Below are 23,222 nucleotides of genomic sequence, written 5' to 3' on the forward strand. Positions count from 1 at the left end.
GCCCGCCGCTTCAGGCTGCCGGGCGATGCAGGGCGCAGATCTTGTTGCCGGCGGGATCGCGCAGATAGGCGAGATAGATCTTGCCGAAGCTGCCTTCGCGCCAGCCCGGCGCGCTTTCGATCGGGGTGCCGCCATGCGCCGCGCCGGCGGCATGCCAGGCGTCGGCCGCTTCGGTGGTCGCGGCCCGGAATCCCAGCGTGCCGCCATTGGCATGGCAGGCCGGCTCGCCGTCGATCGGCTTGGTCAGCATGAACAGGCCGCCATCGTGCAGGTAGATGACGCGGCCCTTGGGATCCATGCGGCCGGGGCCGATCCCCAGCGCACCCAGCGCCGCGTCATAGAAGGCCTTGGACGCCTCGATATCATTGGCGCCGAGCATCACGTGACTGAACATCGTTTCCTCTCCTTTTCTCAGTAGACGACGACGCTGCGGATGCTCTCGCCCGCATGCATCAGGTCGAAGCCCTTGTTGATCTCTTCCAGCGTCAGGACATGGGTGATCATCGGGTCGATGGCGATCTTGCCGTTCATGTACCAGTCGACGATCTTCGGCACGTCGGTCCGGCCCTTGGCGCCGCCGAACGCGGTGCCCTTCCAGACGCGGCCGGTGACCAGCTGGAACGGGCGGGTGCTGATCTCCTTGCCCGCCTCGGCGACGCCGATGATGATAGATTCGCCCCAGCCGCGATGGCAGCATTCGAGCGCGGTGCGCATCACCTCGGTGTTGCCGGTCGCGTCGAAGCTATAGTCGGCGCCGCCGTCGGTCAGCTCGACCACCTTGGCGACGATCTGCTCGCGCGACATGCCACGCGTGTTGAGGAAATGGGTCATGCCGAACTTGCGGCCCCATGCCTCGCGGTCCGGGTTGACGTCGATGCCGATGATCTGGCCCGCACCCGCCAGCCGGGCACCCTGGATCACGTTGAGGCCGATCCCGCCCAGGCCGAACACTACGACCGTCTCGCCCACCTGCACCTTGGCGGTGTTGACCACCGCGCCGACGCCGGTGGTGACGCCGCAGCCGATATAGCAGCTGGTCTGGAAGGGCGCGTCCTCGCGGATCTTCGCCACGGCGATCTCGGGCAGCACGGTGAAGTTCGAGAAGGTCGAGCAGCCCATGTAATGGAAGATCGGCTGGCCCTTGTAGCTGAAGCGGGTGGTGCCGTCGGGCATCAGCCCCTTGCCCTGGGTGGCGCGGATCGCGGTGCACAGGTTGGTCTTGCCCGAGAGGCACGACTTACACTGGCGGCATTCGGGCGTGTAGAGCGGGATCACGTGATCGCCGGGCTTCACGCTGGCGACGCCGGCGCCCACCTCGCGGACGATGCCGGCGCCTTCATGGCCGAGCACCGAGGGGAACAGGCCTTCCGAATCGAGGCCGTCCAGCGTGTAGGCATCGGTGTGGCACAGGCCGGTGGCCATGATCTCGACCAGCACTTCGCCCGCCTTGGGGCCTTCCAGATCGAGTTCGACGATCTCCAGCGGCTTCTTCGCTTCGAAGGCGACGGCGGCGCGGGTCTTCATGGCCGGGTTCTCCTGTAGGGCTTGGTTGGGGCGCCTGATCGGTCAATCGGTGGCGGCTTGCAACCCGTGGCGGTGCGTTTCGTTGGCGGCGGGGGCATACGGAAGTGCAGTTGCGCGGATGCGCGGAAAGGCGTTCCATCCGCCTGCTAATGGGAGACCTGCCGATGCCGCCCCTCGTTCTTGCGCTGCTGATTGGAGTCACTTCCGGCATGCGGTCGATGACCGCGCCGATGGCGATATCCTGGGCTGCCTATGCCGGCTGGCTGCCGCTCGGCGGGACCTGGCTCGGCTGGCTGGGCTGGTGGGGTACCCCGTGGATCTTCACGCTGCTCGCAATCGGTGAATACATCGCGGACAAGCTGCCGACCACGCCGAGCCGAAAGGCGCCGCCTGGCTTCATCGGTCGGCTGCTGTCGGGCGCGCTGTGCGGTGCGGCGATCGGGCTGGCGGCGAGTTCGCTCCCCCTGTGCCTCGCCGCCGGCGTGGCGGGCGCGGTGATCGGCACCTTCGGCGGCCATGCGGCGCGGATGGCGCTATCCCGGGCGTTCGGTACCGATCTGCCGGCCGCGCTGATCGAAGATCTGACGGCGATCGGTATCGGCGCGTTCGCCGTGGCATCGCTGTGAGCCGCAGGTTCGACGCGATCGTCATCGGCGCGGGACAGGCGGGGACGCCGCTCGCCGGCCGGCTGAGCGATGCGGGCATGTCCGTGGCCCTGGTCGAGCGGCACCTGCTTGGCGGCACCTGCGTCAACACCGGCTGCAAGCCCACCAAGACGCTGGTGGCCAGCGCCTACGCCGCACACATGGCGCGGCGGGCCGCAGACTTCGGCGTGACGATCGGCGGAGAGGTGGGCGTCGACTTCGCGAAGGTCCGCGCTCGGTCCGACAAGATCTCCGCCGACTCGCGCGCGTCGCTCCGGAGCTGGATCGACGGGATGGCGCATTGCACCCTGTTCTTCGGCCATGCGACGTTCGAAGCGCCGCATCGGGTGCGGGTGGGCGAAGAGGTTCTGGAGGCAGACCGAATCTTCCTCAACGTCGGTGGCCGGGCGCTGGTGCCCGACATGCCGGGGGTGGAGGAGGTGCCGTTCCTCACCAACAGCACCATACTCAAGCTCGATGCGGTGCCGCGCCACCTGGTGGTGGTCGGCGGCAGCTATATCGGGCTGGAGTTCGGCCAGATGTTCCGCCGCTTCGGTGCCGAGGTCACCATCGTTGAGAAGGGCCCCAAGCTGATCGGCCGCGAGGATCCCGAAATCTCCGACGCGGTGCGCGACATCCTGGAAGCCGAAGGCATCGCGATCCGCACCGGGGCGGAGTGCATCCGCTTCGCGGCGCAGGGCCAGGACGTGCTGGTCGGCGTCGATTGCGAGGAGGGCAGCCCCGAAGTGCTCGGCAGCCATGTGCTGTTGGCGGTCGGCCGGACCCCCAATACGGACGATCTCGGGCTGGACGCGGCCGGGGTGCAGACCGACGCACGCGGCTATGTCCAGGTCGACGACTATCTCCGCACCAATGTCGCGCACATCTGGGCGATGGGCGACTGCAACGGCCGCGGCGCCTTCACCCACACGGCCTATAACGATTTCGAGATCGTCGCCGACAATCTTCTCGACGGTGCCGACCGCAAGGTTACCGACCGCATTCCCGCCTATGCACTCTATATCGATCCGCCGCTCGGCCGCGTCGGCATGGGCGAGGCGGAAGCGAAGAAGTCCGGCCACCGCATCGAGGTCGGCAAGCGGCCGATGACCCGGGTGGGCCGCGCGGTGGAGAAGGACGAATCGCTCGGCTTCATGAAGCTCGTCACCGATGCGGACAGCGGCCGCATCCTCGGCGGCGCGATCCTCGGCACCAGCGGCGACGAGGCGATCCACGGCGTGCTCGACCTGATGGTGAAGCAGGGGACAGCCACGGACCTGGCGCACGCGATGCATATCCACCCGACCGTGTCCGAGCTATTGCCGACCATCGCCGGCGAGCGGAAGCCGGCCTGATGAGGGAGCCCCGATGGACGAGGACAGCAAGCTCACCCGCTCGAAGCGCGCCTGGGCCGAGGCGGGCAAGTTCCTCACCGGCCGCACGTCGCGGCCCGAAGCCGAGCGGCTGCCGCCCGGCCAGCATCTCGTCACCAACTGGCCGGTGCTCGATCTCGGCCGCCAGCCCGAGGTGCGGCCCGAGCGCTGGCGGCTCACCATCGACGGCATGGTCGCCCGGCCGCTGACGCTCGACTGGCCCGCCTTCGAGGCGCTGGCCACCGACGAGCGGGTGAGTGACATCCACTGCGTCACCAGCTGGTCGCGCTACGACAATCGCTGGGCGGGCGTCGCCACCCAGCGGCTGCTCGCCATGGTCGAGCCGCGCGACGAGGCCGAGGCGGTGATGCTCCACGGCTATGACGGCTATACCACAAACCTGCTGCTTGCCGATTTCGCCGCGCCCGACGCGTTGATCGCACATCGCTGGGAGGGCAAGCCGCTTCACCGCGACCATGGCGGCCCGGCGCGGCTGGTGGTGCCGCATCTCTATTTCTGGAAGAGCGCCAAGTGGATCGCGCGCATCGAGGTGATCGGGCGCGACCGGCCGGGCTTCTGGGAAGTGAACGGCTATCACCTGCGCGGCGATCCCTGGGCCGAGGAACGCTATTCGCACCGAGCCGGAAGGCGACCAACAAACACCCGAGCGCCAATACGTAGCTATCCGCATGACGCTGCAGATGCGGGCCACATATTTTGGCGGCATGCGTTCTAGCGTCTGCCCTTCTTCCCTCCTTGTACCGCGCGAGGTGCGCGCATGAAGGAAGGCGTCCCCATGCCGAGCCGCGCCCCGCGCGAGCGCGTGCTGCTGGTCGATTCGCAGGACGAGTCGCGCCGCGCGCTGCAATTGCTGCTCCAAGGCTGCGGGATGGAGGTGCGCGCCTTCGCTTCCGCCGCCGCGGCGATGGCGGAAGCGACGCTCGACCAGATCCGCACGCTGCTGATCGCGCGCGAGCTGTCCGACGGCGATGCCATCCACCTGCTTCGGCAGCTGGCCCTGCGCGGCTGGAAGGGGCGGGCGATCCTGATCGGGCAGAGCCACGCCGATCTCGATGACGAAGCCCGTGCCGCCGGGTTCGCGCATGTGGTGAAGAAGCCGGTCGGCCGACTGGAGCTGCTCGGCGCGCTCGCCCGATGAACTTCCCGCTGCCGCAGTTCGACATGCCGGCGCCTGTGACGCTGGGCGACCGGCTGCGGCGGCGCATCCCCGAGGCGATGGCGACGCTGCTCCTGCTCGTCTCCGGGCTGGCGCTGGCGCCGCTCGTCTCGCGCGGCGAGCGCTATGTGCTGGTCGGCGTGCTGTTCGCCTGGGCCGCGGCGATCCTGCTGCTCGCATCCTACAGCCGCGCGCTGCGCCGCCGCCTCCGCGCCGAAGAGGCCGATGCGCGGAGGCGGGCCGATCGTGCCGACGAACTGGCCGCGGAGCTCAACCTGCTGATCGACGGCGCGGTCGGCTATGCGATCTACACCGTCGATCCCAGGGGGCGCGTCTCCTTCTGGAACGAGGGCGCGGAGCGGCTGAAGGGCTGGCGCGAGGACGAGGTGCTCGGCCGCGACATGGGTCTGTTCTACCCGGCCTCGGCGGTGGCGGCGGGCAAGCCGCGCGCCGATCTCGACGCGGCGCTGCGCGACGGCAAGCTGGAGGAAGAGGACTGGCGCCTGCGCAAGGACGGCAGCGAGTTCCTCGCCCAGGTGCTGATCACCCCGTTGCGCGGCCCCGACGGGCGGTTGCGCGGCTTCGGCAAGGTGATCCGCGACATCACCGAGCAGCGCGCCAGCGAGCGCCAGGCCACCGCCGCCGCCAACCATCTCCGCTCGATCCTGGCGACGGTGCTCGACGCGATGGTGATCATCGACGAGCGCGGCAACATCGTCTCGTTCAGCGCCGCCGCCGAGCGGATGTTCGGCTATGCCGAGGACGAGGTGGTCGGCGCCAACGTCAGCCTGCTGATGCCGGTAGGGGACGGGGCGCGGCACGACGGCTATATCCGCCGCTATCTGGAAACCGGCGAGCGCCGGATCATCGGCACCGGCCGCACCGTCACCGGTCGGCGGCGCGACGGATCGACCTTCCCGATCGAGCTGTCGGTCGGCGAGGCGATGACCGAGGGCGAGCGGGTCTTCACCGGCTTCATCCGCGATTTGAGCGACAAGCAGCGCGCCGAGCAGCGGATCGAGGAACTGCGTTCCGGCCTGATCCACGCCGCGCGGGTGAGCGCGATGGGCACCATGGCGTCGACGCTGGCGCACGAGCTCAACCAGCCGATCACCGCGGTGGTGAACTATGTGCGCGGCGTATTGAACCTGCTCGACGCGGGCGACGCGCAAGACCTGCCGATGATCCGCGAGGCGCTCGACGATACCGCGCAGGAGGCGCTGCGGGCCGGTACGATCGTCCGGCGACTGCGCGAATTCGTTGCGCGCGGCGAGGTGGAGAAGAGCGTCGAGCACATCCCCGATCTGGTCGACGAGGCCTGCAAGCTGGCGCTGATCGGCGCGCGCGAGAAGGGCGTCGTCGCGGAGTTCCTGTTCGATCCCGCCGCCGGGCCGGTGCTGGTCGACCGCATCCAGATCCAGCAGGTGCTGATCAACCTGATGCGCAACGCGATCGAGGCGATGGCGGAAGTATCCGAGCGGCGGCTGACCATCTCCAGCCGGTTGGAGATGCCAGGATTCGTGCGGGTGACGGTGGCGGATACCGGGCCCGGGGTCGCCGCCGAAGTCGCCGAGGACCTGTTCCGCGCCTTTCACAGCACCAAGGTGGACGGCATGGGCCTCGGCCTCTCGATCTGCCGCACCATCGTCGAGGCCAATGGCGGCCGCATCTGGCTGGAGCCGCGCGAGGGCGGCGGCAGCTGCTTCCACTTCACCCTCGTCCATGTAGAAGAAGGGAATCTTCCGTGACCGACAAGCGCCTCGTCCATATCGTCGACGACGAGGATGGCGTCCGCCGCTCCGCCAGCTTCATGCTCAAGACCTCGGGCTTCGCGGTGCAGACCTGGCCCTCGGGCGTCGCGTTCCTCAAGGAGGCGCGCCATGTCGAGCCCGGCTGCGTGCTGCTCGACGTGCGCATGCCCGAGATGGACGGGCTGGAGGTGCAGCAGGAACTCCACGCGCGCGGCATCGCGCTGCCGGTGATCGTGCTCACGGGCCATGGCGACGTCTCGCTGGCGGTGAAGGCGATGAAGGCGGGGGCGGTCGATTTCCTCGAAAAGCCGATGGAGAGCCGCGCGCTGATCGATGCGATCAACCGCGGCTTCGAGCGGCTGGAAGCCGCCGAGGACGTCAAGGCGCGCGCGGCGGATGCCGAAACGCTGCTTGGTGCGCTGACCGTGCGCGAGCGCGAGGTGCTGGAGGGGCTGGCGCAGGGCTATCCGAACAAGACCATCGCCTATGATCTCGGCATCTCGGCGCGCACCGTGGAAGTGCACCGCGCAAACGTGATGGCGAAGCTGGGCGCGAAGAGCCTGTCCGAAGCGCTCAGAATCGCCTTCGCGGCGGGCATGGGCGCAGGTTAAACGATTGCACAGTCGTGCATCTTTGGCGCGGTCGTGTTAGGGTCGACGGACTCGGGAAGAACACGGAATCACGCACGCTGAGGAGCGGAATGATGACGATGCACTGCGAACCGAACGCCATGGCAGCGGTGCTGCCGGAAGTGGAAGAGAGCCTGCGGTCCTGGTCGTCGGGTCTGTTCACCGCCTGGTGCGACGCGGTGGTGACGCCGTGGAACCTGGTGCCGCAGCCCACCACCCACGATGTCAGCCACGGCGATCGGCTGACCATCCCCGAAGCGCTGGAGAGCGGGACGCTGTCGCTGTTCGCGTGAAGAGGATTGGCGAAGGGCCATCGTTCAGGGCGCGCGCTTACCGGCGCAGATCGTTTCGTCGGTAGAAGTCGGTGATCGCCCGGGGCGAGGCCAGCATGGCCTTGGGCAAGGCGATGTCTTCGAACATCCGTCGATAGCGCGCCCGATTGGCGCGGGTGGCGACGAGGATGTGGTGGAGCATCGCCCATTTCACGCTGTCCCGCCCGCCGGCGAGCGCGCCGTGCCGCTCGCGCTCGAACCAGCAGCGCCGGACATACCGATAGAGGCTGACCGAGGTCGGCACGTCGAGCAGCAGCACGCCGGTCGCCCGCGCCAGGCGTTGCGGCAGCAGCCTGGTATAATTGCCCTCGATCACCCAGCTGTCGCCCCGAATCGCCGCGTCGTGCAGGGCGGCGAAGTCGTCGGCGGGGCGGGGAACCCAATCCGTGTGGGGACGATGGTGGAGCTGATCGAGATGGATCGGCGCCAGCCCGCGCGCGCTAGCGATGGCGACGGCCAGCGTGGACTTCCCGCTGTTCGACGGCCCCAAGATGCAGAGGCGCGGGCCGAGTTGATCGAGCGTCATCGCGGAGGGTCCTGTGCTGTCGATGGCATGTTCGGCGCTCCGTCTGTCGATCCCGCAGCGCGACGCCCGTTTACGGCATTTTCCGCCTGAGCACCTCTCCACGTCGCGGGTGCGGAGAGTCAGTTCCCGGTCGCCGGGGCGGCCGATGCAGGGGGCATCAACGGGCCTGCTCGACGGGATCCGGACCGGCGCTCATGCTGCATTCCCCAGCCAGTCCGCAGTGATCTCGCCCCGATGCCCGTCCGGCGCCAGTGCGGCGCGAAGGGCCTCCAGCAGCGGCGACAGCGTCTGGGTGAAGGCGTAGGGCGGATTGACGATGAAAAGGCCCGCGCCGTTGTAGATGCCGGGCTGGTCGGCATCATACAGCCAATGCTCCACCGACAGGAACTTCGGGATGCCGAGCGCACGCAACTTGGTCTTCCAGCGCTGGTGCGTCGCGCGGTCTTTCAGCGGATACCAGATCACCGTCACGCCGTGCGCCCATTTGCGATGCGCCGCGGCGAGGGTGGCGGTGATGCGCTCGCGCTCGTCCGTCTGCTCGTACGGCGGATCGACCACCACCACGCCGCGCGCCGTTCGGGTCGGAAGCAATGCGAGCCACAGCTCGTAGGCGTCGCGTTCATGCACGGCGGCAGGCGACCCGCGCATCGCGCCGCGCAGGGCGATGGCGTCCTCGGGATGCTTTTCATTCAGGATCAGCAGGTCCTGCGCGCGCAGCAACTGGGCGAGGAACTGCGGCGAACCGGGATAGAGGCGCGGCTCTGCCCCGACATTCACCGCCCGTACGGCGGCGCGATAGTCGTCGAGCAAGGGGTTCGCGTCGGCAAAGGCGCGGTGCACGCCCTGGGCGGCCTCGCCGGTGCGTTGGGCCTGTTCGCCGCCGAGGTCGTAGAGCCCGCAGCCGGCATGGGTGTCGATCAGGGTCAACGCACCCTGCTTTTGCTGCAGCGCCCGGACAAGGGCGATCAGCAGGCTGTGCTTCACGACATCGGCACTGTTGCCGGCATGGAAGGAGTGGCGATAATTCATTGAGACCCAGAACCCTGCCGATTTGCCCTTGTACGCGCTAGTGGGCGAGCAGCCCGTCGAGGGGCGATGGAAGCACCGATGCGCAGCGCGGGTACGCCGGGCCGGCGACCTCGCGTCCCTCTGCGCGATACCTCAAACCAGCTTTCGCGGTTCACGGCAACCGGCAGCGGGGATGGCGATGGTTTGCGACCCCGCCTGCCGGCTCACCCGCGTCGGCCAGGCTGCGTCACAACTCCCGCGTGCCGCGGCTGCCCGCGCCCGCGACTGCGGTGGAGACCTCCTCGAACTGCCCCGGCGCAATCCCGGCGACAGACCAGTCGCCGATCGACCAGCGGACCAGCCGCAGGGTGGGCAGGCCCACCGCCGCGGTCATTCGACGCACCTGGCGGTTGCGCCCTTCGCGGATGGTGATTTTCAGCCAGCTGTCGGGGACCGACTTGCGCTGGCGGATCGGCGGGTCGCGCAGCCACAGGTCCGGCGGGTCGATCCGGGCGATCTCGGCCGGCAGGGTCATGCCGTCCTTGAGCCGGACGCCCTGCTGCAAGCATTCCAGCGCCGGTGCCTGCGGATCCCCTTCGACCTGCACGAGGTAGGTCTTGGGCATCTTGAAGCGGGGATCGGCGATGCGTGCCTGCAGTTGCCCATCGTCGCACAACAGCAGCAGGCCCTCGGAGTCCCGGTCGAGCCGACCCGCGGGATAGACGCCCTTTACCGCGATGAAATCGGACAATGTCGACCGAAGCGTTGGCGATCCGCGGTCGGTGAATTGCGACAGGACGCCGAACGGTTTGTTGAACAATAGCAGCCGGGGCATTCTGCGCTCATAGCGCCCGGTAGCGGCCGTGTCGCCTGGCGCATGGCAGCCGCAACCTGCCCGCGGATCGCTTTCGGCGGGAGGGGGCGGCGGTGCCGCGCGGGGCGTGGCGCGGATGGGGTTCGCCCCACCCGGTGGCGTGGCTGCCAAGCCCCTGATTTGCCCGCCTTCGTGCAGAGCGGCGGTTGGTGCCCGCAGCCGGATCAGCGTCCGCCGGGCGGCAGGTTGGTCTCGAGGTAGCGCGTCATCAGCGTGTAGAGGTGGATGGTGGTATTCTCGCCCTCGTAGATGCCGTGAGTGCGATCCGGATAGGCCATCATCGTGAACTGGCGGTTGGCCCGGATCAGGCGATCCGCCAGCTGCTCCTGGTTCTGATAATGGACATTGTCGTCGCCGGTGCCGTGGATCAGCAGCAGATTGCCCTGCAGCCGGTCGGCGAAGGTGATCGGCGAGCCGTTTCTGTAGCCGTCCGCGTTATCCTCGGGCAGGCCCATGTAGCGTTCCTGGTACACGGTATCGTACAGCCGCATGTCGGTGGGCCCGGCGATCGCGATTCCGGTCTTGTACAGCTCGGGATAGCGGAACAATGCGTTCTGCGTCATCGCGCCGCCGCCGCTCCAGCCCCAGATGCCGATCCGCGCCGGATCGATATAGGGACGGTCCGCCAGCAGCTTGCGCACCGCGGCGGCATAGTCGGCGGAGGCCTGGATGCCGACCTGGCGGTAGATGCTCTTGCGCCAGTCGCGGCCCCGCGGGCTGGCGGTGCCGCGCGGGTCGATGCTGGCGACCAGATAGCCCGATTGCGCGAGCATCCGGTGCCACAGCCCCTGCGATCCCTGCCAATGGTCTGCAACCGTCTGGCCCCAGGGCTCGCCATAGACGTAGAACAGGATGGGATAGCGCTTCGCGGGATCGAAACCGGCGGGCTTGATCAGCCAGCCGTCGAGCTGCGTGCCGCCGCCGATGTCGACGCGAAAGAACTTGGTGGGGGCGAGGCCGGTATCGGCAATGCGCCTGGCGAGCGGCTTGTTGGTCACCAGCGTGCGCAGCGGCGTCTGCCGGGTCAGGTCCAGCATGTCGGTGACCGGCGGGGCATCGAAGCGCGACACCGTGTGCAGCGCCCAGTGCGCGCCCGGTGCGATGTCGTAGCTGTGCGTGCCCGGCTGGCCGGCCGGGGTCAGCCGCTCCACCTTGGGTGCGCCCGACAGGGTGGTGCGGTAGAGATAGCGCTGGGTCGGATTGTCCGGCGAGGCGATGAACCAGGCATAGCCCGCCTTCTCGTCGACCCTGAGCAGGTCGATCACGTCGAACCTGCCCGGCGTGCGCAGGGTGGCGCGGCCGGTGGCGCGGTCGATCGTGTAGAGGTGCCGCCAGCCGTCGCGCTCGGACAGCCAGGTGAAGCTGCGGCCGCCCTTCAGCCATTCGGGGGCGGCATTGGCCTCCACCCAGGCGGCATCGTGCTCGACCATGATTGGCTTCACCGCGCCGGTCGCGGGATCGCCGAGCAGCACCTTGTAGGTGTTCTGCAGCCGGTTTGACTGCTGGAGGAACACTGCGTCGGCGCCGCCCGCCCAGCTCAGCTGCGGCACGTAATTCTGGCGCGGATCGCCCTCCAGCTCGAACCAGCGGGTGCGGCCGTCGGCGACATCGACCGTGCCGACGGTCACCGCCGAGTTGGTCGTGCCCGCCTTGGGATATTGCAGCGGGATCGGCTGCGAATATTGGCCGGCGGTGTTCTTGATCATGAAGAAGGTGCCGACGCCGCGCGTGTCGAAGCGCCAGAAGGCGATGCGCTTCGAATCCGGGCTCCACGCAAAGGCGCGGTGGAGCGAGAATTCCTCCTCATACACCCAGTCGGCGAGGCCGTTGACGACATAGTCGTCGCCGTCGCGGGTCAGCTGGACGGGCGCGCCGCCCTCGGCCGGCTCGACATAGAGGTTGTTGCGATGGACATAGGCGATCCGGTGGCTGTCGGGCGAGAAGCTGGCATAGAGCACGCTGGAGGCCGCCGCATCGCCGCCGATCTTGCGCAGCGCCCCGGTAGTGGTGTCGTAGAGCCAATGGTCGGCAAGCGCGTTGGTGCGCCGGAAGGGGCGGCTGTTGGTCTGGATCAGCAGCAGCCGGTGATCGGGCGACCAGTTATAGCCGTCGATCGCCAGCGGCTTGTCCGCGCCCTGGGGGACCAGCGCGCTCGCGGGAACCACGACGGTGCGCGCGCCGTCCTGGATGCGGTAGCGGACGATGTCCTGGCCGCCCTTGGGCGCGTCCTCCAGCGCGAGATAGCTCTCGCCATCCTCGCCCCACCGGCTGTCGCGCAGCCCTTCGCTGCGCACCGCACCGCGGCCGAAGATCGAGTCCACGGTGAGCTTGACGGGGGCGGGCGCGGCTTCGCCCGCCTGCTGGGCAATGGCCGGGGCCTGGGCGATCAGCGGCGTGGTCGCAAGCAGGGCGGCAAGCAGCAGGGAGGCGCGCATCGATCGGTCCGTTCGAATCCAAGAAGCCACTACGGTAACGGTGGCGGAAGGAATCGTATACGGTTTTCTATGGGCCTGCCGCTCGCCATGCGAGGCGATCGGCTGCTACAGCGACGCTCCGAAGCTCGAAAGTCCCCGATGTCCGAACGCCTTGCCGTCCTGTTGCAACATGCGCTGCCGAAGCAGCGGCTGACTCTTCTGGCCGGGCGCGTCGCCCGGGCGCGGGGCGGGGCCGCGACCCGCTGGCTGATCCGCCGGTTCGTCGCGCATTATGGCGTGGACATGGCCGAGGCTGCCGAACCGGAGGTCGCCGGCTATGCGAGCTTCAACGACTTCTTCACGCGGCCGCTGCGCGACGGCGCCCGTCCGATCGCAAGCGCCGATTTCGTCAGCCCGGTGGACGGCGCGATCAGCCAGCTGGGGGCGATCGACGATCATCACATCGTCCAGGCCAAGGGGCACCGCTTCACCACCACCGCGCTGCTCGGCGGCGATGCCGGGCTGGCGGCCGGGTTCCGGCACGGCAGCTTCGCCAACCTGTATCTCTCGCCGCGCGACTATCACCGGATCCACATGCCGTGCGCCGGCAGACTGACGCGGATGATCCACGTGCCGGGCAGCCTGTTCTCGGTCAACCCGGTGACCGCGCGCGGGGTGCCGGACCTGTTCGCGCGCAACGAGCGGGTGGTGTGCGTGTTCGAAAGCCCGGAGCACGGGACCTTCGCGATGGTGCTGGTGGGCGCGACGATCGTCGGCAGCATGGCGACGGTGTGGCACGGCGTCGTCAACGCCAGGCGAACCGGCAAGCCCAGCGAATGGCGCTATGACGGCCAGGACATCGTGCTGGCGCAAGGCGCGGAGATGGGCCGTTTCCTGCTCGGCTCGACCGTGGTGATGCTGTTCCGCCCGGGCACGATCGCCTTCGAGGAAAGCTGGAGCCCGGAACGCCCGGTACGGCTCGGCGAGCGCATGGGCGATCGCCCGGCCTGAGGCGCCTCAGCCCCGACCGGGGGCCGTCAGCCGCTGGACGATGTCGCGGATCGCGTCGCGATCGAGCGGGTCGGAATCGATCGAGTTGTGGATGCCGATGCCCTCGACCAGCGCATCCAGCGCGCGCGCGGTCAGCGGATCGAAGAAACGCTCCAGCGCGGCGCGGCTGTTGTCCATCCAGCGCCGCATCACCGCCGACACCGCCGGGTGGCGCGCTGCGAAGGCGTAGAGCTCGTAGCTGAGCAGCAGCGTGCGCGGTTCGGCCCATAGGGACCCGGCGATGATGTCGACGATCGCCTCGCAGGCCGCGTCGCGGTCGCGCGCTGCGGCCATGCGGGCGCGGAAGGCGTCGGAAGACTCCTCGGCGAGCTGGAGGAAGGCCTCGGTCAGCAGCGTCTCCAGCGAGGCGAAATAATAGGTGACCGATCCCAGCGGCACCCCGGCGGCCGCGGCGATGCGGCGGTGGGTGGTATTGGGCACGCCGTGCTCGGCGATCACCTCCAGCGTCGCGGTGATGATGCGGTGCCGCCGTTCGGGATCGTTCCGCCTGGTCTGTGCCTCGGACACGCCAAAAACTCCGTTGCATTTCAATTATGTACAAATGTACACATCGCGCCATGGCTGGCACTTGCGTTCTGCCGTAGCGAAGATCGGAGGAGAAGGAAGATGGACGAAGCGCACTGGTCGCGCCGCACGGTGCTCGGAGGCGCGGTGGCGCTGGGCGTGCCGTCGATCGCACGCGCGACGGCAGCTGAGACGGCGGCGCTGGGCCGGAAGGACGGGCGCTGGCTGAACGCGCCGCGCACGTGGAACGCGGATGCCGGCGGCGACCTGACGCTGGTCACCGATCGCAGCACCGACTTCTGGCGCGAGACGCACTACGGCTTCACCCGCGACAGCGGCCATTTCCTGGGGTTCCCGACCGGCGACGCCTTCACCGCCCAGCTGCGCATCCGCGGCCGCTACGAGAAATTGTATGACCAGGCCGGCATCATGGTGCGGGTCGACGCGCGGCGCTGGGTGAAGGCCGGGATCGAGCTCTCCGACGGCCGCGCGATGCTGAGCAGCGTGCTGACCGATGGTCGCTCGGACTGGTCGACCGGCCCCTATGCGGGCGACGCCGCCGATTTCTGGATGCGCGCGACGGTGGCCAAAGGGGTGCTGCGGCTCCAGGTCTCGGCCGACGGCAAGACCTGGCCGCTGGTGCGGCTGGCGCCGTTCCCGGTCGCGGCGTCCTATCAGGTCGGTCCGATGGCCTGCACGCCCGAGCGCGCGGGGCTGGAGGTGCGCTTCTCCGATCTCAGCATCACCGCGCCCCTCGGCAAAGATCTGCACGATCTGAGTTGAGCATGGCCTCGCAGAAAGAGCGGATGCTCGCCGGCGCGCTCTACACCGCCGACGATCCCGAGATCGCCGCCGATGCTGCGCGCGCAGCCGCGTGGATGGCGCGCTACAACGCCTCGCTCGCCTGGAGCGCGGCCGATCGCCATGCGCTGCTCGTCGAGGGGCTGGGGCAGGTGGGGGAGGGCGTGGTCGTGCGCCCGCCCTTCCACTGCGACTATGGCAGCAACATCCATCTGGGGACCCGCGTGTTCCTCAACTTCGGCTGCGTGATCCTCGACGTGGTGCGCGTGGAGATCGGCGCAGGCACGCAGATCGGGCCGGGGGTGCAGATCCTCACCGCCGATCACCCGCGCGACCCGGCGCTGCGCGCGCAGGGGCTGGAATCCGGACGGCCGATCCGCGTCGGCGCCAATGTCTGGATCGGCGGCGGCGCGCTGATCCTTCCGGGCGTGACGGTGGGCGATGACGCGATCGTCGGCGCCGGTGCCGTGGTCACGCGCGACGTCGCGCCGGGCGCCACCGTCGTCGGCAATCCCGCGCGACCGATCGAGGCTTGAGCAGCGCGGTCGGGCCGGACGTCACCAGCGGCGGGAAGGCCCTTTTCGAACTGTTCGACGGGCTGCGCGGGTCCGCCGCGCTGCTCGTCGTGGCGTTCACATCCAGGCATCACGGCGCTGGTCCAGGCGGACCGGCTGCTCCGCTGGCGCTCGGCTCCTGTCATCCCGTGTGGGGATTGCACCATTCCGGGATGCGCCGATCCGGCGCAGGCGGGGCCGCCCGCGCACCTCGATCGCGACGCTTGCCTCGCCGGTCGCGGGCGCGCACAAGCGCGTGCCAGGGAGCACGAAACGATGCGGCCGGACAGGAAGCGGGGAGGACAGGGCGAACGCGGCGCGTTGCTGGACCAGCTCGCACGCCGTTATGCGCGGCCGCTGGCGCGCTTCTTCGAGCGTCGCGTCGCCATCCGCGACGACGTGCCCGATCTGGTGCAGGACGTGTTCCTCAAGCTCAGCCGGATGCCCGATCCGGGCATTATCGACCAGCCCGATCGCTTCCTGTTCGTCACCGCCGCCAATGCCCTGAAGGATCGCGCGCGTCGCGAGGCGGCGCGGGGCGACGCCGTTCACGAAAGCTGGGACGACGAGACGCATCCCGGTTCGGATTTTACCGCTCAGCGCGTCTTGGAGGGTAGGGAAGCGGTGATCCGGCTCCGCGATGCCCTGCTGGAGCTGCCCGAGCGCACGCGCGACATCTTCGTGCTGCGCGTGCTCGAAGGGCTGAAGATCGCCGATATCGCCCCGCTGGTCGGCATCTCGACCCGGGCGACGGAGAAACATGTGGCGCGTGCGATGGCGCACGTGACCACGGCACTGGAGGCGTGGCGTGAAGACTGACGGGACCGCCACGACGACGATCGCGACCGAGGCGGCGCGCTGGCACGAGCGGCTGGCGCGCGACCCCGACGCCGCGCCACCCGAGGCGTTCGAGCGCTGGCGTATGGCAGACCCTGCCCATGCCGAGGCTTTCGCCCGGATCGAGGCGACGCACGACTGCGCCCGTTCCCTCGCCGCACATCCCGAGCTGCTGGCACTCCGGCAGGCGACCGCGACCCGCGTCGCGGTGCATCGTGCGCGATCGGCGGCCCGCAAGCAAAAGGCGGGCGCGGCGCTCGCCGCACTGGCGCTGGTCGCGCTGCCGTTGGCCGGCTGGTATGCCGCCGAGCATCGCGGCCCCGCCGGCACCGAAGTCGCACAGACCAGACTGTTCAGCACCGGGGTGGGCCAGCGGCTGTCGATGATGCTCGACGACGGCTCGCGGCTGACGCTCAACACCGCGACGTCGGTGCGCGTCGCCTACACCCCGACCGAGCGCCACCTTATCCTGGAGCGCGGCCAGGCCTGGTTCGAGGTCGCCAAGGGCCAGCCGCGGCCGTTCCGCGTCACCGCCGGTGCGCATGATGTGATCGCGCACGGCACCGCCTTCGATGTCCGGCTCGATGCCGATCGGACCACCGTGCTGCTCGTCGAAGGCAAGGTCACCGTCGGTACCGTCGCGATGGTGCCCAACGACCTGCTGGTCGCGCGCGGCGACCGCATGACGCTCCGCCACGGCGGCGATGCCCGCCAGCTCGAAGCGTGGCGCGAAGGGCTGGTGGTGTTCGCCGACACGCCCCTCGCCGAGGCCGTGGCCGAACTCAACCGCTATGCCCCGCATCCGCTGGTGGTGAAGGATGGTCGTGCGGCCGCGCTGCGGATCAGCGGCGCCTTCCGCACCGGCGAAAGCGCGACCTTCGCCGAGGCGCTGGAAACCAGCTTCCCCGTGCAGGCAGTGACGCGCAGCGACGGCACGATCGAGCTTTCCAGCCGCCGCTGAAGATTTTTTTCGCGGGGGCAGGTTCGGGTTTTCGGATCGGCTGCGTCATGGCGGGTAGAAGCGCTGCACCAGACGGCGCCTCGTGAACCGATTTTGGGAGGATCCTGATGCCCTGCACCCTTTCCACGCTCGTCCGCAGCCTGGCGCTCGCCGGCGTCGCCGCCTGCGCCCTCACACCCGCGCTCGCCGCGCCGGTGGCCGAAGCCACCGTCAGCCTGGCGATCGGCAGCCGCGACCTCGGCGCCGCGCTCACCGAATTCGCCCGCCAGAGCGGCCGCCAGATCCTGTTCGCCCCCGACCTCGTCCGCGGCAAGCGCGCACCCGAACTGCGCGGCCGCTACGGTGTCGACCGCGCGCTGGCGATGCTGCTCGCCGGCAGCGGCCTGCGCTATCGCACCACCGCCAGCGGTACCTTCGTTGTCGAGGGCGGCGGCACCGAGGGAGCGGCGGCTGCACCCGCCGCGCGGGCCAGGCAAACGCAGGTCGCCGCGGCGGACCCGCAGCAGGAGGCCGCTGCCAACGACCCCGAAATCGTCGTGACCGGCACCGCCGGCGCGGGCACCCGCCGCCAGGATGCGTCCTTCGCCGTCACCACGATCAACGATGCCGCGATCGAACGGCTGGCACCGGCCAGCACCGCCGAAGTGCTCCGCGTCGTCCCCGGAATCAGCGTGGAGAGTTCGGGCGGCAAGAACGGCGCCAATATCTTCGTGCGCGGCTATCCTTCGGGCGGCGACGCCGAATTTGTGACGATCCAGTCCGAAGGCGTGCCGATCTTCTCGCCGCCGACGCTTTCCTTCCTCGAAAACTCGCAGCTGATCCGCATCGACTCGACCCTCAAGCGGGTTGAAGCGGTGCGCGGCGGCACCGGGGCGCTGTTTTCCTCCGGCCAGCCGGGCCTGACGATCAACTTCGTCCAGCGCGAGGGCGGCGCGACGCCGGACAATCTGCTCAAGCTCGGCGTCGCCAGCTATGGCGACGTGCGCGCCGACGGCTATCTCTCCGGGCCGCTCGGAGCGAGCACGACCTATATGGTCGGCGGCTATTATTCGGCGGGCAACGGCGTGCGCAATCCGCGCTTCACCGCCGAGAAGGGCGGGCAGATCACCGCCAATGTCCGGCATGATTTCGACAATGGCTCGGTGCTGGTGTTCGGCCGCTATCTCAACGATCGCGGCCAGTGGCTGCTGCCGATCCCGGTGGTGCAGAACGGCAAGAAGATCAGCCAGTACGGCAATTTCGATGCCGGCAGCGGCACGCTGGCGGGCGGCGAGACCCGGCTGGGCGTGCTCAACGACGGCACCCGGGTCGATCTGGCCGACGGGCGCGGAGCCGATGTCGTCAACCTGGGCGGCAATTTCGAATATCGGCTGGGCGACGGCTTCAAGCTGCGCGACCGCCTGAGCTGGCTCAAGGGTGATGCCGACACCACCGGCCTCGTCCCCGGCGGCACCCCGCCGCAGAGCGCCTCGGCCTATGCGGCGAGCAGGGGCGGCACGATCGGCAGCCTGAGCTTCGTCAATGGCGGCCAGGCGGTCCCCGGCACCACCCAGGTCGTCGAGGCCGGGCTGTGGCGCGTGCAGAAGCGCATCGAGAACTTCTCCAACGATCTCGCGCTCGAATGGAAGAAGGGCGGCAACAGCTTCACGGCGGGCGTCTATTACGCGGCCTATTCCTCGCGCGACCTGTGGAACCTCGGCAATAGCCAGCTGCTCACCGCCGAGCCCAATGCGCGCCGCCTGAACCTCACGTTGGCCGATGGTCGCATCGTGACGCGGAACGGGTTCAGCAGCGGCTCCACCTTCAACGTCAACGCCGATTATGACGGCAAGGACGCGGCGGTCTATGCGGTGGACGAGCTGCAGGTGAACGACCAGCTCCGCCTCGATGCCGGCCTGCGCTACCAGCACCACTCGGTCGACGGCACGCTGGAGAATAACGGCACCGCGCCGGCGGGCGGCCTCGATGGCAATCCGAACACGCTGTACGACAACAGCGATGCGGTGCTGAACGGCACCTTCTCGACGATCCGCTATCGCGGCGAGAAATGGTCATGGACGGCGGGCGCCAACTACGACTTCACCCGCGCGATCGGGCTGTTCCTGCGCTACAGCCGCGGCAACAGCTTCCCCTTCTTCGACAACCTCCGCGACGGCATCACCGTGGCGCCGCGGGTCGATACCTATGAGGGCGGGCTGAAGGTCTCGACCGATCTGGCGAGCGCCTATCTCACCGTGTTCCACAACGACTTCAACGGCCTCGCCACCACGGTGATCACCAGCGGCGCGCCGATCGCCTCGATCGGCGGCGCCCGCGCGACCGGCGTCGAGCTGGAGGGCGAGCTGCGGCCGGTGCGCAACTTCACCATCGGCTTTTCGGGTACCTATCTCGACAGCAAGTATCGCAACTTTTTCACCGATAACGGCGCGACCAACCTGACCGGTAATCGCGTGCAGCGCCAGCCCAAGTGGCAGTGGCGCGTCTCGCCGGCCTATTCGGTGGAGTTCGGCTCCGAGAGCAAGGCGACTTTGTTCACCTCGGTCACCTATATCGGCGACCGCTTCTCCGACGTGCAGAACGCGCAGCTGCTGCCCAACTATTACAAATGGGACGCGGGGCTGACCGTGGACATCACCAAGCGGATCACGCTCCAGGCCTCGGTCGACAACATCACCAACACGATCGGGCTGACCGAGGGCAATCCGCGCACGATCGGATCGCAGGGCAGCGGGGTGATCCTCGCGCGGCCGATTCTCGGCCGGTCGGCGCTGTTCAGCGCTTCCTACCACTTCTGAACACCCTCGAGGGGCCGGCCGGGCGCAGCGCTCGACCGGCCTCGTGCGTTGTGCGCCCGATGAGGATGACCCGATGATCCGCCGCCTGCTCTCGCTCGCCGCCCTGCTGTGCGTCGCCGCGACCGACCCCGAGCCGCAGAGCCCCGCCCAGCTGTTCGGCCCGCTGTTCGATGCGGTGCAGATGGCGCAGGTATTCCCGGACGGGAAGACCTTCGTCGATGCGGTGCCCAAGGAGGATCCGGCGGCGATCCTGGCGGCCTATCGCAAGGCGAAGCCGAAGACGCGCGAGGCGCTGAAAGCGTTCGTCGAGGCGCATTTCACGCTGCCGGCGCCGGGCAACGGCGCGCCGGTGCCGCAGGAGAAGCTCGGCCTGCGCGCGCACGTCCAGGCGCTGTGGCCGGTGCTGTCGCGCCCGGCGCTGACGCCCGAGCCGGGCAACTCGGCGCTGTCGCTGCCGGCGCCCTATGTCGTCCCCGGCGGGCGTTTCCGCGAAATCTATTACTGGGACAGCTATTTCACCATGCTGGGCCTCAAGGTCGATGGCCAGCAGGCGATGGTCGAGCACATGCTCGACGACTTCGTCAGCCTTATCCAGCGCTACGGCCATATCCCCAACGGCACCCGCAGCTATTATCTCAGCCGCTCGCAGCCGCCCTTCTTCGCCCTGATGCTCGACCTGTCGGACGCGCGCGATCCGGCGGTGCTGCGCACCCGCCTCGCGGCATTACGCAGCGAATATGGCTATTGGATGCGCGGGGCGGGCTGCATCACGGCGGCGCAGGCGGCGTGCGAGCATGTCGTGCGGATGGCCGATGGCAGCCTGCTCAACCGCTATTGGGACGCGCGCGAGGCGCCGCGCGACGAAAGCTATCGCGAGGACGTGAACACCGGCAAGGTCGCGGCGGGCCGCCCGCTCACCGCCGTCTATCGCGATCTGCGGGCGGGTGCGGAAAGCGGCTGGGACTATAGCTCGCGCTGGCTGGCCGACGGGAAGACGCTGGCGACCGTGCACACGACCGACATCGTGCCGGTCGACCTCAACAGCCTGCTCTGGGCGATGGAGCGCGGGATCGCGCAGCGCTGCGCGACGCTCGCCGATGCCGACTGCGCGGCCGATTTCACCCGCCGCGCCGCCCAGCGGCGCAAGGCGATCGACACCTATCTCTGGCTTGGCGCCGAGCAGCGCTACGCCGATTACGACTGGCGTCAGCAGCGCACGACGCCGGTGCTGTCGGCCGCGACATTGTTCCCGCTGTTCGTCGGCGCGGCGAGCGCCGAGCAGGCGAGCGCCGTCGCCACGGCCGTGCGCGCCAAGCTGGTCGCCCCCGGCGGCCTGCGCACCACCGGCAACCGCACCGGGCAGCAATGGGATACTCCCAATGGCTGGGCGCCGCTGCAATGGGTCGCGATCGACGGGCTCGCCGGCTATGGCCAGCGCGATCTGGCGAAGGACATTGCCGCGCGCTGGCTGGCGACGGTCGACCGCGCCTATCGCGCCACGGGAAAGATGCTCGAGAAATATGACGTCGAGGAGCAGGTGCCCGGCGGCGGCGGCGAATATCCGCTGCAGGACGGCTTCGGCTGGACCAACGGCGTGACCAGCGCGCTGCTCGAACGCTATCCGGATCTGGCAGCGGGACGCTGAGGCGCCCTCCGCGTCAGGCGTCGATCGGCAGGCGGATGCGGAAGATCGAGCCGCCGCTTGGGCGCGGGACATGGTCGATCGTGCCGCCATGGTCCTCGACGATCTGGCGGCAGATCTTGAGCCCGAGGCCGAGCCCGCTCGCCCTGGTGGTGTAGAACCCTTCGAACAGCCGGTCGCGATCGGTCGCGGCAATGCCCGGCCCGCTGTCCTCGACGTCGATCTGGACGAACCCGCCATCGGCCCGCGCCCGCAGCTTCAGCGCGCGGTTCCAGCATTGCGCGTCGGCCATGGCTTGGGCGGCGTTGATCAGCAGGTTGATCAGCACCTGGCGCAACTGCACCCCGTCGGCAGGCACCGGCGGCAGGCCGCCAGCGATGTCGAGCACCAGCGTCGCCTAGCGGCTGGCGAGTTCGGGGCGCAGGAGGTCGGCGGTTTCCTCGATCAGCGGGCGGAGCGCGCAGCGACCGCGGGTTTCGGATCGGCTGGCCGCCAGGCCGCGCAGCCGGGCGACGGTTTCCTCGGCCTTGGCACCGCCGAGGACGATCCTGTCGAGGCACTGCTCGATCTGCGCGAGGTTGGGTTCGGGGCGCCGCAACCAGCGCTGCGCCGCCTGGGCCGAGGCGAGGATGACGCTGAGCGGCTGGCGCACCTCATGCGCGATCGTCGCGGTCATCACGCCGAGGGTGGCGAGGCGGTCGGCATGCGCCCTCTGCGCGCGCTGGCGGGTCAGCGCTTCCTCCGCCGCCACCTAGTCGCTGCGGTCGAGCAGGCCGAAGGTGATCTGCCCGGCCGGATCGGCGTCCTCGCACCAGCTGGTATAGTGGACGGGCAAGGTACCGCCGGGTACCTGCAACGCCAGCTGGGTGCGGAAATACGCATCGGGCTCGCCGCGCCCCCGAAGCGATTCCACCAGCTGGTCGGCCTGTGCGAAGCGCCATAGCGCCGACGCAGCAGATCCTCGCGCCGCGCCTGCGGCAGATCGCGTGCGGCGAGGCCGTCGAGGAGCGCCGCGGCACCCGCGTCGACGTCGAAGCGGCCGAGCGCGAGGCCCATCGCATCCACGGCCCGCGTCGCAGTCTCGAAACCCTGCACCACCGAGGGCTCAGCGCGTGAGGAACTGCAGCAGACCCTGGTTCAGCTGGTCCTTGTGGGTGAGCAGGATGCCGTGCGGCGCGCCGGGATAGACCTTAAGCGTCGCATCCGGGAACAGCGCCGCCGCCTGGCGCGCGGTGGCGTCGAAGGGCACGAAGGCGTCGCGCTCGCCATGGATCACCAGCACCGGCACGTCGAACCGGCCGATATCGTCGCGATAGTCGGTCTCGGCACAGGCGATGACGCGGTAGCCTTGGGATCCCAGGAACATCATCTGGTTTTCCCACATGTCGCCGTTGAGCGACCAGCCCTGCGCGAACACCACCGGCGCGCCCTGGCCCCAGTCCTTGTAATAGAGGCGCGTCCCGTCCTGCAGGTCCAGCATTGGCATCGTCGGTCCCTCCCGGCAGGTCAGTAGCCTAGCCACGATGGTTGAAAGGTCCCCGTCCCGATCGAGGGGCGCGCACGGCCACGAAAGAGGGCGCGAAGCCGCAGTCTGGCGGAGCGGGGCCGTCCGGGATTGATGCGATGCCCGCTTTTTTGGCGATTCCGCACGCCACGTGCGGGGGCCTATCGAATCGGGTTTTGCCGGCGGTCTTGCCGCCCCTGCCTGCCGCTGCCGTCGTGGACGGCCCGATGCTGCAAAACATCTCAATCTCCTTCCACCGCGTCTCAAAAGCCGTTCGCGATCTTGACGCGCTGGGCGCGAC

At 69.0% G+C, this 23,222-nt stretch carries 26 protein-coding genes; 15 read left to right on the forward strand and 11 right to left on the reverse strand.

Annotated elements, in window-relative coordinates:
• Nucleotides 1-10: 10 nt before the first annotated feature.
• On the reverse strand, nt 11-394 hold the full coding sequence (locus tag CA234_RS09960; RefSeq protein ID WP_125977334.1) for a VOC family protein: 384 nt from the start codon (nt 392-394) through the stop codon (nt 11-13).
• A 17-nt stretch (nt 395-411) separates the two neighbouring features.
• Nucleotides 412-1,524: an S-(hydroxymethyl)glutathione dehydrogenase/class III alcohol dehydrogenase gene (locus CA234_RS09965; protein ID WP_125977333.1), complete on the reverse strand. Its 1,113-nt coding sequence runs from the start codon at nt 1,522-1,524 to the stop codon at nt 412-414.
• Between the two features lie 164 nt (nt 1,525-1,688).
• On the opposite strand from CA234_RS09965, the gene CA234_RS09970 reads away from it, so the two are divergent.
• The 7 genes from CA234_RS09970 (at nt 1,689) to CA234_RS10000 (ending at nt 7,391) form a co-directional block, all read left to right on the forward strand.
• Entirely contained in the window at nt 1,689-2,150 is a 462-nt protein-coding gene (locus tag CA234_RS09970; RefSeq protein WP_126001599.1) for a DUF4126 domain-containing protein, read from the forward strand.
• Nucleotides 2,147-3,523 carry an FAD-containing oxidoreductase gene (locus tag CA234_RS09975; RefSeq protein ID WP_126001600.1) on the forward strand — a complete coding sequence of 459 codons (1,377 nt, stop codon included), beginning with the start codon at nt 2,147-2,149 and terminating at the stop codon, nt 3,521-3,523. Before CA234_RS09970 ends, CA234_RS09975 begins: the two co-directional genes overlap by 4 nt.
• 13 nt (nt 3,524-3,536) lie before the next feature.
• Entirely contained in the window at nt 3,537-4,277 is a 741-nt protein-coding gene (locus tag CA234_RS09980; RefSeq protein ID WP_241213430.1) for a sulfite oxidase-like oxidoreductase, read from the forward strand.
• Between the two features lie 60 nt (nt 4,278-4,337).
• Complete coding sequence (locus tag CA234_RS09985; RefSeq protein ID WP_126001601.1) at nt 4,338-4,700, forward strand: response regulator; 363 nt, start codon at nt 4,338-4,340, stop codon at nt 4,698-4,700.
• Entirely contained in the window at nt 4,697-6,466 is a 1,770-nt protein-coding gene (locus tag CA234_RS09990) for a PAS domain S-box protein (RefSeq protein ID WP_126001602.1), read from the forward strand. Before CA234_RS09985 ends, CA234_RS09990 begins: the two co-directional genes overlap by 4 nt.
• Nucleotides 6,463-7,080, forward strand: a complete 618-nt coding sequence (locus CA234_RS09995; protein WP_125977329.1) for a response regulator transcription factor — start codon at nt 6,463-6,465, stop codon at nt 7,078-7,080. The genes CA234_RS09990 and CA234_RS09995 overlap by 4 nt, the downstream gene beginning before the upstream one ends.
• Before the next feature lie 89 nt (nt 7,081-7,169).
• On the forward strand, nt 7,170-7,391 hold the full coding sequence (locus CA234_RS10000) for a hypothetical protein (protein WP_164521765.1): 222 nt from the start codon (nt 7,170-7,172) through the stop codon (nt 7,389-7,391).
• 37 nt (nt 7,392-7,428) lie between these two features.
• Here CA234_RS10000 and CA234_RS10005 read toward each other — a convergent pair whose 3' ends face one another.
• The 4 genes from CA234_RS10005 to CA234_RS10020 all read right to left on the reverse strand — a co-directional run bounded on the left by CA234_RS10005 (nt 7,429) and on the right by CA234_RS10020 (nt 12,273).
• A complete protein-coding gene (locus tag CA234_RS10005) occupies nt 7,429-7,956 on the reverse strand; it encodes an AAA family ATPase (RefSeq protein WP_125977327.1) in 528 nt (175 codons plus the stop codon).
• Nucleotides 7,957-8,148: 192 nt separating this feature from the next.
• Nucleotides 8,149-8,985, reverse strand: coding sequence for a 23S rRNA (adenine(2030)-N(6))-methyltransferase RlmJ (gene rlmJ / locus CA234_RS10010; RefSeq protein ID WP_125977326.1), 837 nt, complete (start codon nt 8,983-8,985; stop codon nt 8,149-8,151).
• A gap of 226 nt (nt 8,986-9,211) precedes the next feature.
• Nucleotides 9,212-9,799, reverse strand: coding sequence for a pseudouridine synthase (locus CA234_RS10015; protein ID WP_125977325.1), 588 nt, complete (start codon nt 9,797-9,799; stop codon nt 9,212-9,214).
• Between the two features lie 203 nt (nt 9,800-10,002).
• Complete coding sequence (locus tag CA234_RS10020; protein ID WP_126001603.1) at nt 10,003-12,273, reverse strand: S9 family peptidase; 2,271 nt, start codon at nt 12,271-12,273, stop codon at nt 10,003-10,005.
• A gap of 138 nt (nt 12,274-12,411) precedes the next feature.
• On the opposite strand from CA234_RS10020, the gene asd reads away from it, so the two are divergent.
• Nucleotides 12,412-13,263, forward strand: coding sequence for an archaetidylserine decarboxylase (gene asd / locus CA234_RS10025; RefSeq protein ID WP_126001604.1), 852 nt, complete (start codon nt 12,412-12,414; stop codon nt 13,261-13,263).
• A gap of 6 nt (nt 13,264-13,269) precedes the next feature.
• On the opposite strand, the gene CA234_RS10030 is transcribed toward asd, so the two are convergent.
• Complete coding sequence (locus CA234_RS10030; RefSeq protein WP_126001605.1) at nt 13,270-13,830, reverse strand: TetR family transcriptional regulator; 561 nt, start codon at nt 13,828-13,830, stop codon at nt 13,270-13,272.
• Between the two features lie 99 nt (nt 13,831-13,929).
• Here CA234_RS10030 and CA234_RS10035 point away from each other — a divergent pair, with 99 nt between their 5' ends.
• The 6 genes from CA234_RS10035 (at nt 13,930) to treF (ending at nt 21,420) form a co-directional block, all read left to right on the forward strand.
• Nucleotides 13,930-14,610: a DUF1349 domain-containing protein gene (locus CA234_RS10035; RefSeq protein WP_126001606.1), complete on the forward strand. Its 681-nt coding sequence runs from the start codon at nt 13,930-13,932 to the stop codon at nt 14,608-14,610.
• Nucleotides 14,611-14,612: 2 nt separating this feature from the next.
• Nucleotides 14,613-15,164, forward strand: coding sequence for a sugar O-acetyltransferase (locus CA234_RS10040; protein WP_125977320.1), 552 nt, complete (start codon nt 14,613-14,615; stop codon nt 15,162-15,164).
• 294 nt (nt 15,165-15,458) lie between these two features.
• Nucleotides 15,459-16,001 (forward strand): RNA polymerase sigma factor, encoded by a 543-nt coding sequence (locus tag CA234_RS10045; RefSeq protein ID WP_164521766.1) that lies wholly within the window; start codon nt 15,459-15,461, stop codon nt 15,999-16,001.
• Complete coding sequence (locus CA234_RS10050; protein WP_125977319.1) at nt 15,991-16,980, forward strand: FecR domain-containing protein; 990 nt, start codon at nt 15,991-15,993, stop codon at nt 16,978-16,980. The genes CA234_RS10045 and CA234_RS10050 overlap by 11 nt, the downstream gene beginning before the upstream one ends.
• A gap of 107 nt (nt 16,981-17,087) precedes the next feature.
• Nucleotides 17,088-19,775, forward strand: a complete 2,688-nt coding sequence (locus CA234_RS10055; RefSeq protein ID WP_126001607.1) for a TonB-dependent receptor — start codon at nt 17,088-17,090, stop codon at nt 19,773-19,775.
• A 73-nt stretch (nt 19,776-19,848) separates the two neighbouring features.
• On the forward strand, nt 19,849-21,420 hold the full coding sequence (gene treF / locus CA234_RS10060; RefSeq protein ID WP_125977317.1) for an alpha,alpha-trehalase TreF: 1,572 nt from the start codon (nt 19,849-19,851) through the stop codon (nt 21,418-21,420).
• Nucleotides 21,421-21,433: 13 nt separating this feature from the next.
• Here the strand turns inward: treF and CA234_RS10065 are convergent, their stop codons facing one another.
• From CA234_RS10065 to CA234_RS24325, 3 genes are read right to left on the reverse strand one after another with little or no spacing between them, the layout of a single operon-like run.
• Nucleotides 21,434-21,805 carry an ATP-binding protein gene (locus CA234_RS10065; protein ID WP_164521767.1) on the reverse strand — a complete coding sequence of 124 codons (372 nt, stop codon included), beginning with the start codon at nt 21,803-21,805 and terminating at the stop codon, nt 21,434-21,436.
• A 9-nt stretch (nt 21,806-21,814) separates the two neighbouring features.
• The gene (locus tag CA234_RS10070) at nt 21,815-22,168 is read right to left on the reverse strand and encodes a histidine kinase dimerization/phospho-acceptor domain-containing protein (RefSeq protein ID WP_126001608.1); all 354 of its coding nucleotides are present in this window, start codon (nt 22,166-22,168) and stop codon (nt 21,815-21,817) included.
• Nucleotides 22,169-22,330 (reverse strand): hypothetical protein, encoded by a 162-nt coding sequence (locus CA234_RS24325; RefSeq protein ID WP_164521768.1) that lies wholly within the window; start codon nt 22,328-22,330, stop codon nt 22,169-22,171.
• Between the two features lie 14 nt (nt 22,331-22,344).
• On the opposite strand from CA234_RS24325, the gene CA234_RS10075 reads away from it, so the two are divergent.
• Nucleotides 22,345-22,533 (forward strand): hypothetical protein, encoded by a 189-nt coding sequence (locus CA234_RS10075; protein WP_125977314.1) that lies wholly within the window; start codon nt 22,345-22,347, stop codon nt 22,531-22,533.
• Here the strand turns inward: CA234_RS10075 and CA234_RS10080 are convergent.
• Nucleotides 22,523-22,903, reverse strand: coding sequence for an alpha/beta hydrolase (locus tag CA234_RS10080; RefSeq protein WP_125977313.1), 381 nt, complete (start codon nt 22,901-22,903; stop codon nt 22,523-22,525). The genes CA234_RS10075 and CA234_RS10080 overlap by 11 nt on opposite strands.
• Nucleotides 22,904-23,222 lie beyond the last annotated feature (319 nt).

Origin of the sequence: Sphingomonas sp. ABOLE (genome assembly GCF_003950455.1) — a bacterium.
GTDB lineage: Bacteria > Pseudomonadota > Alphaproteobacteria > Sphingomonadales > Sphingomonadaceae > Sphingomonas > Sphingomonas trueperi.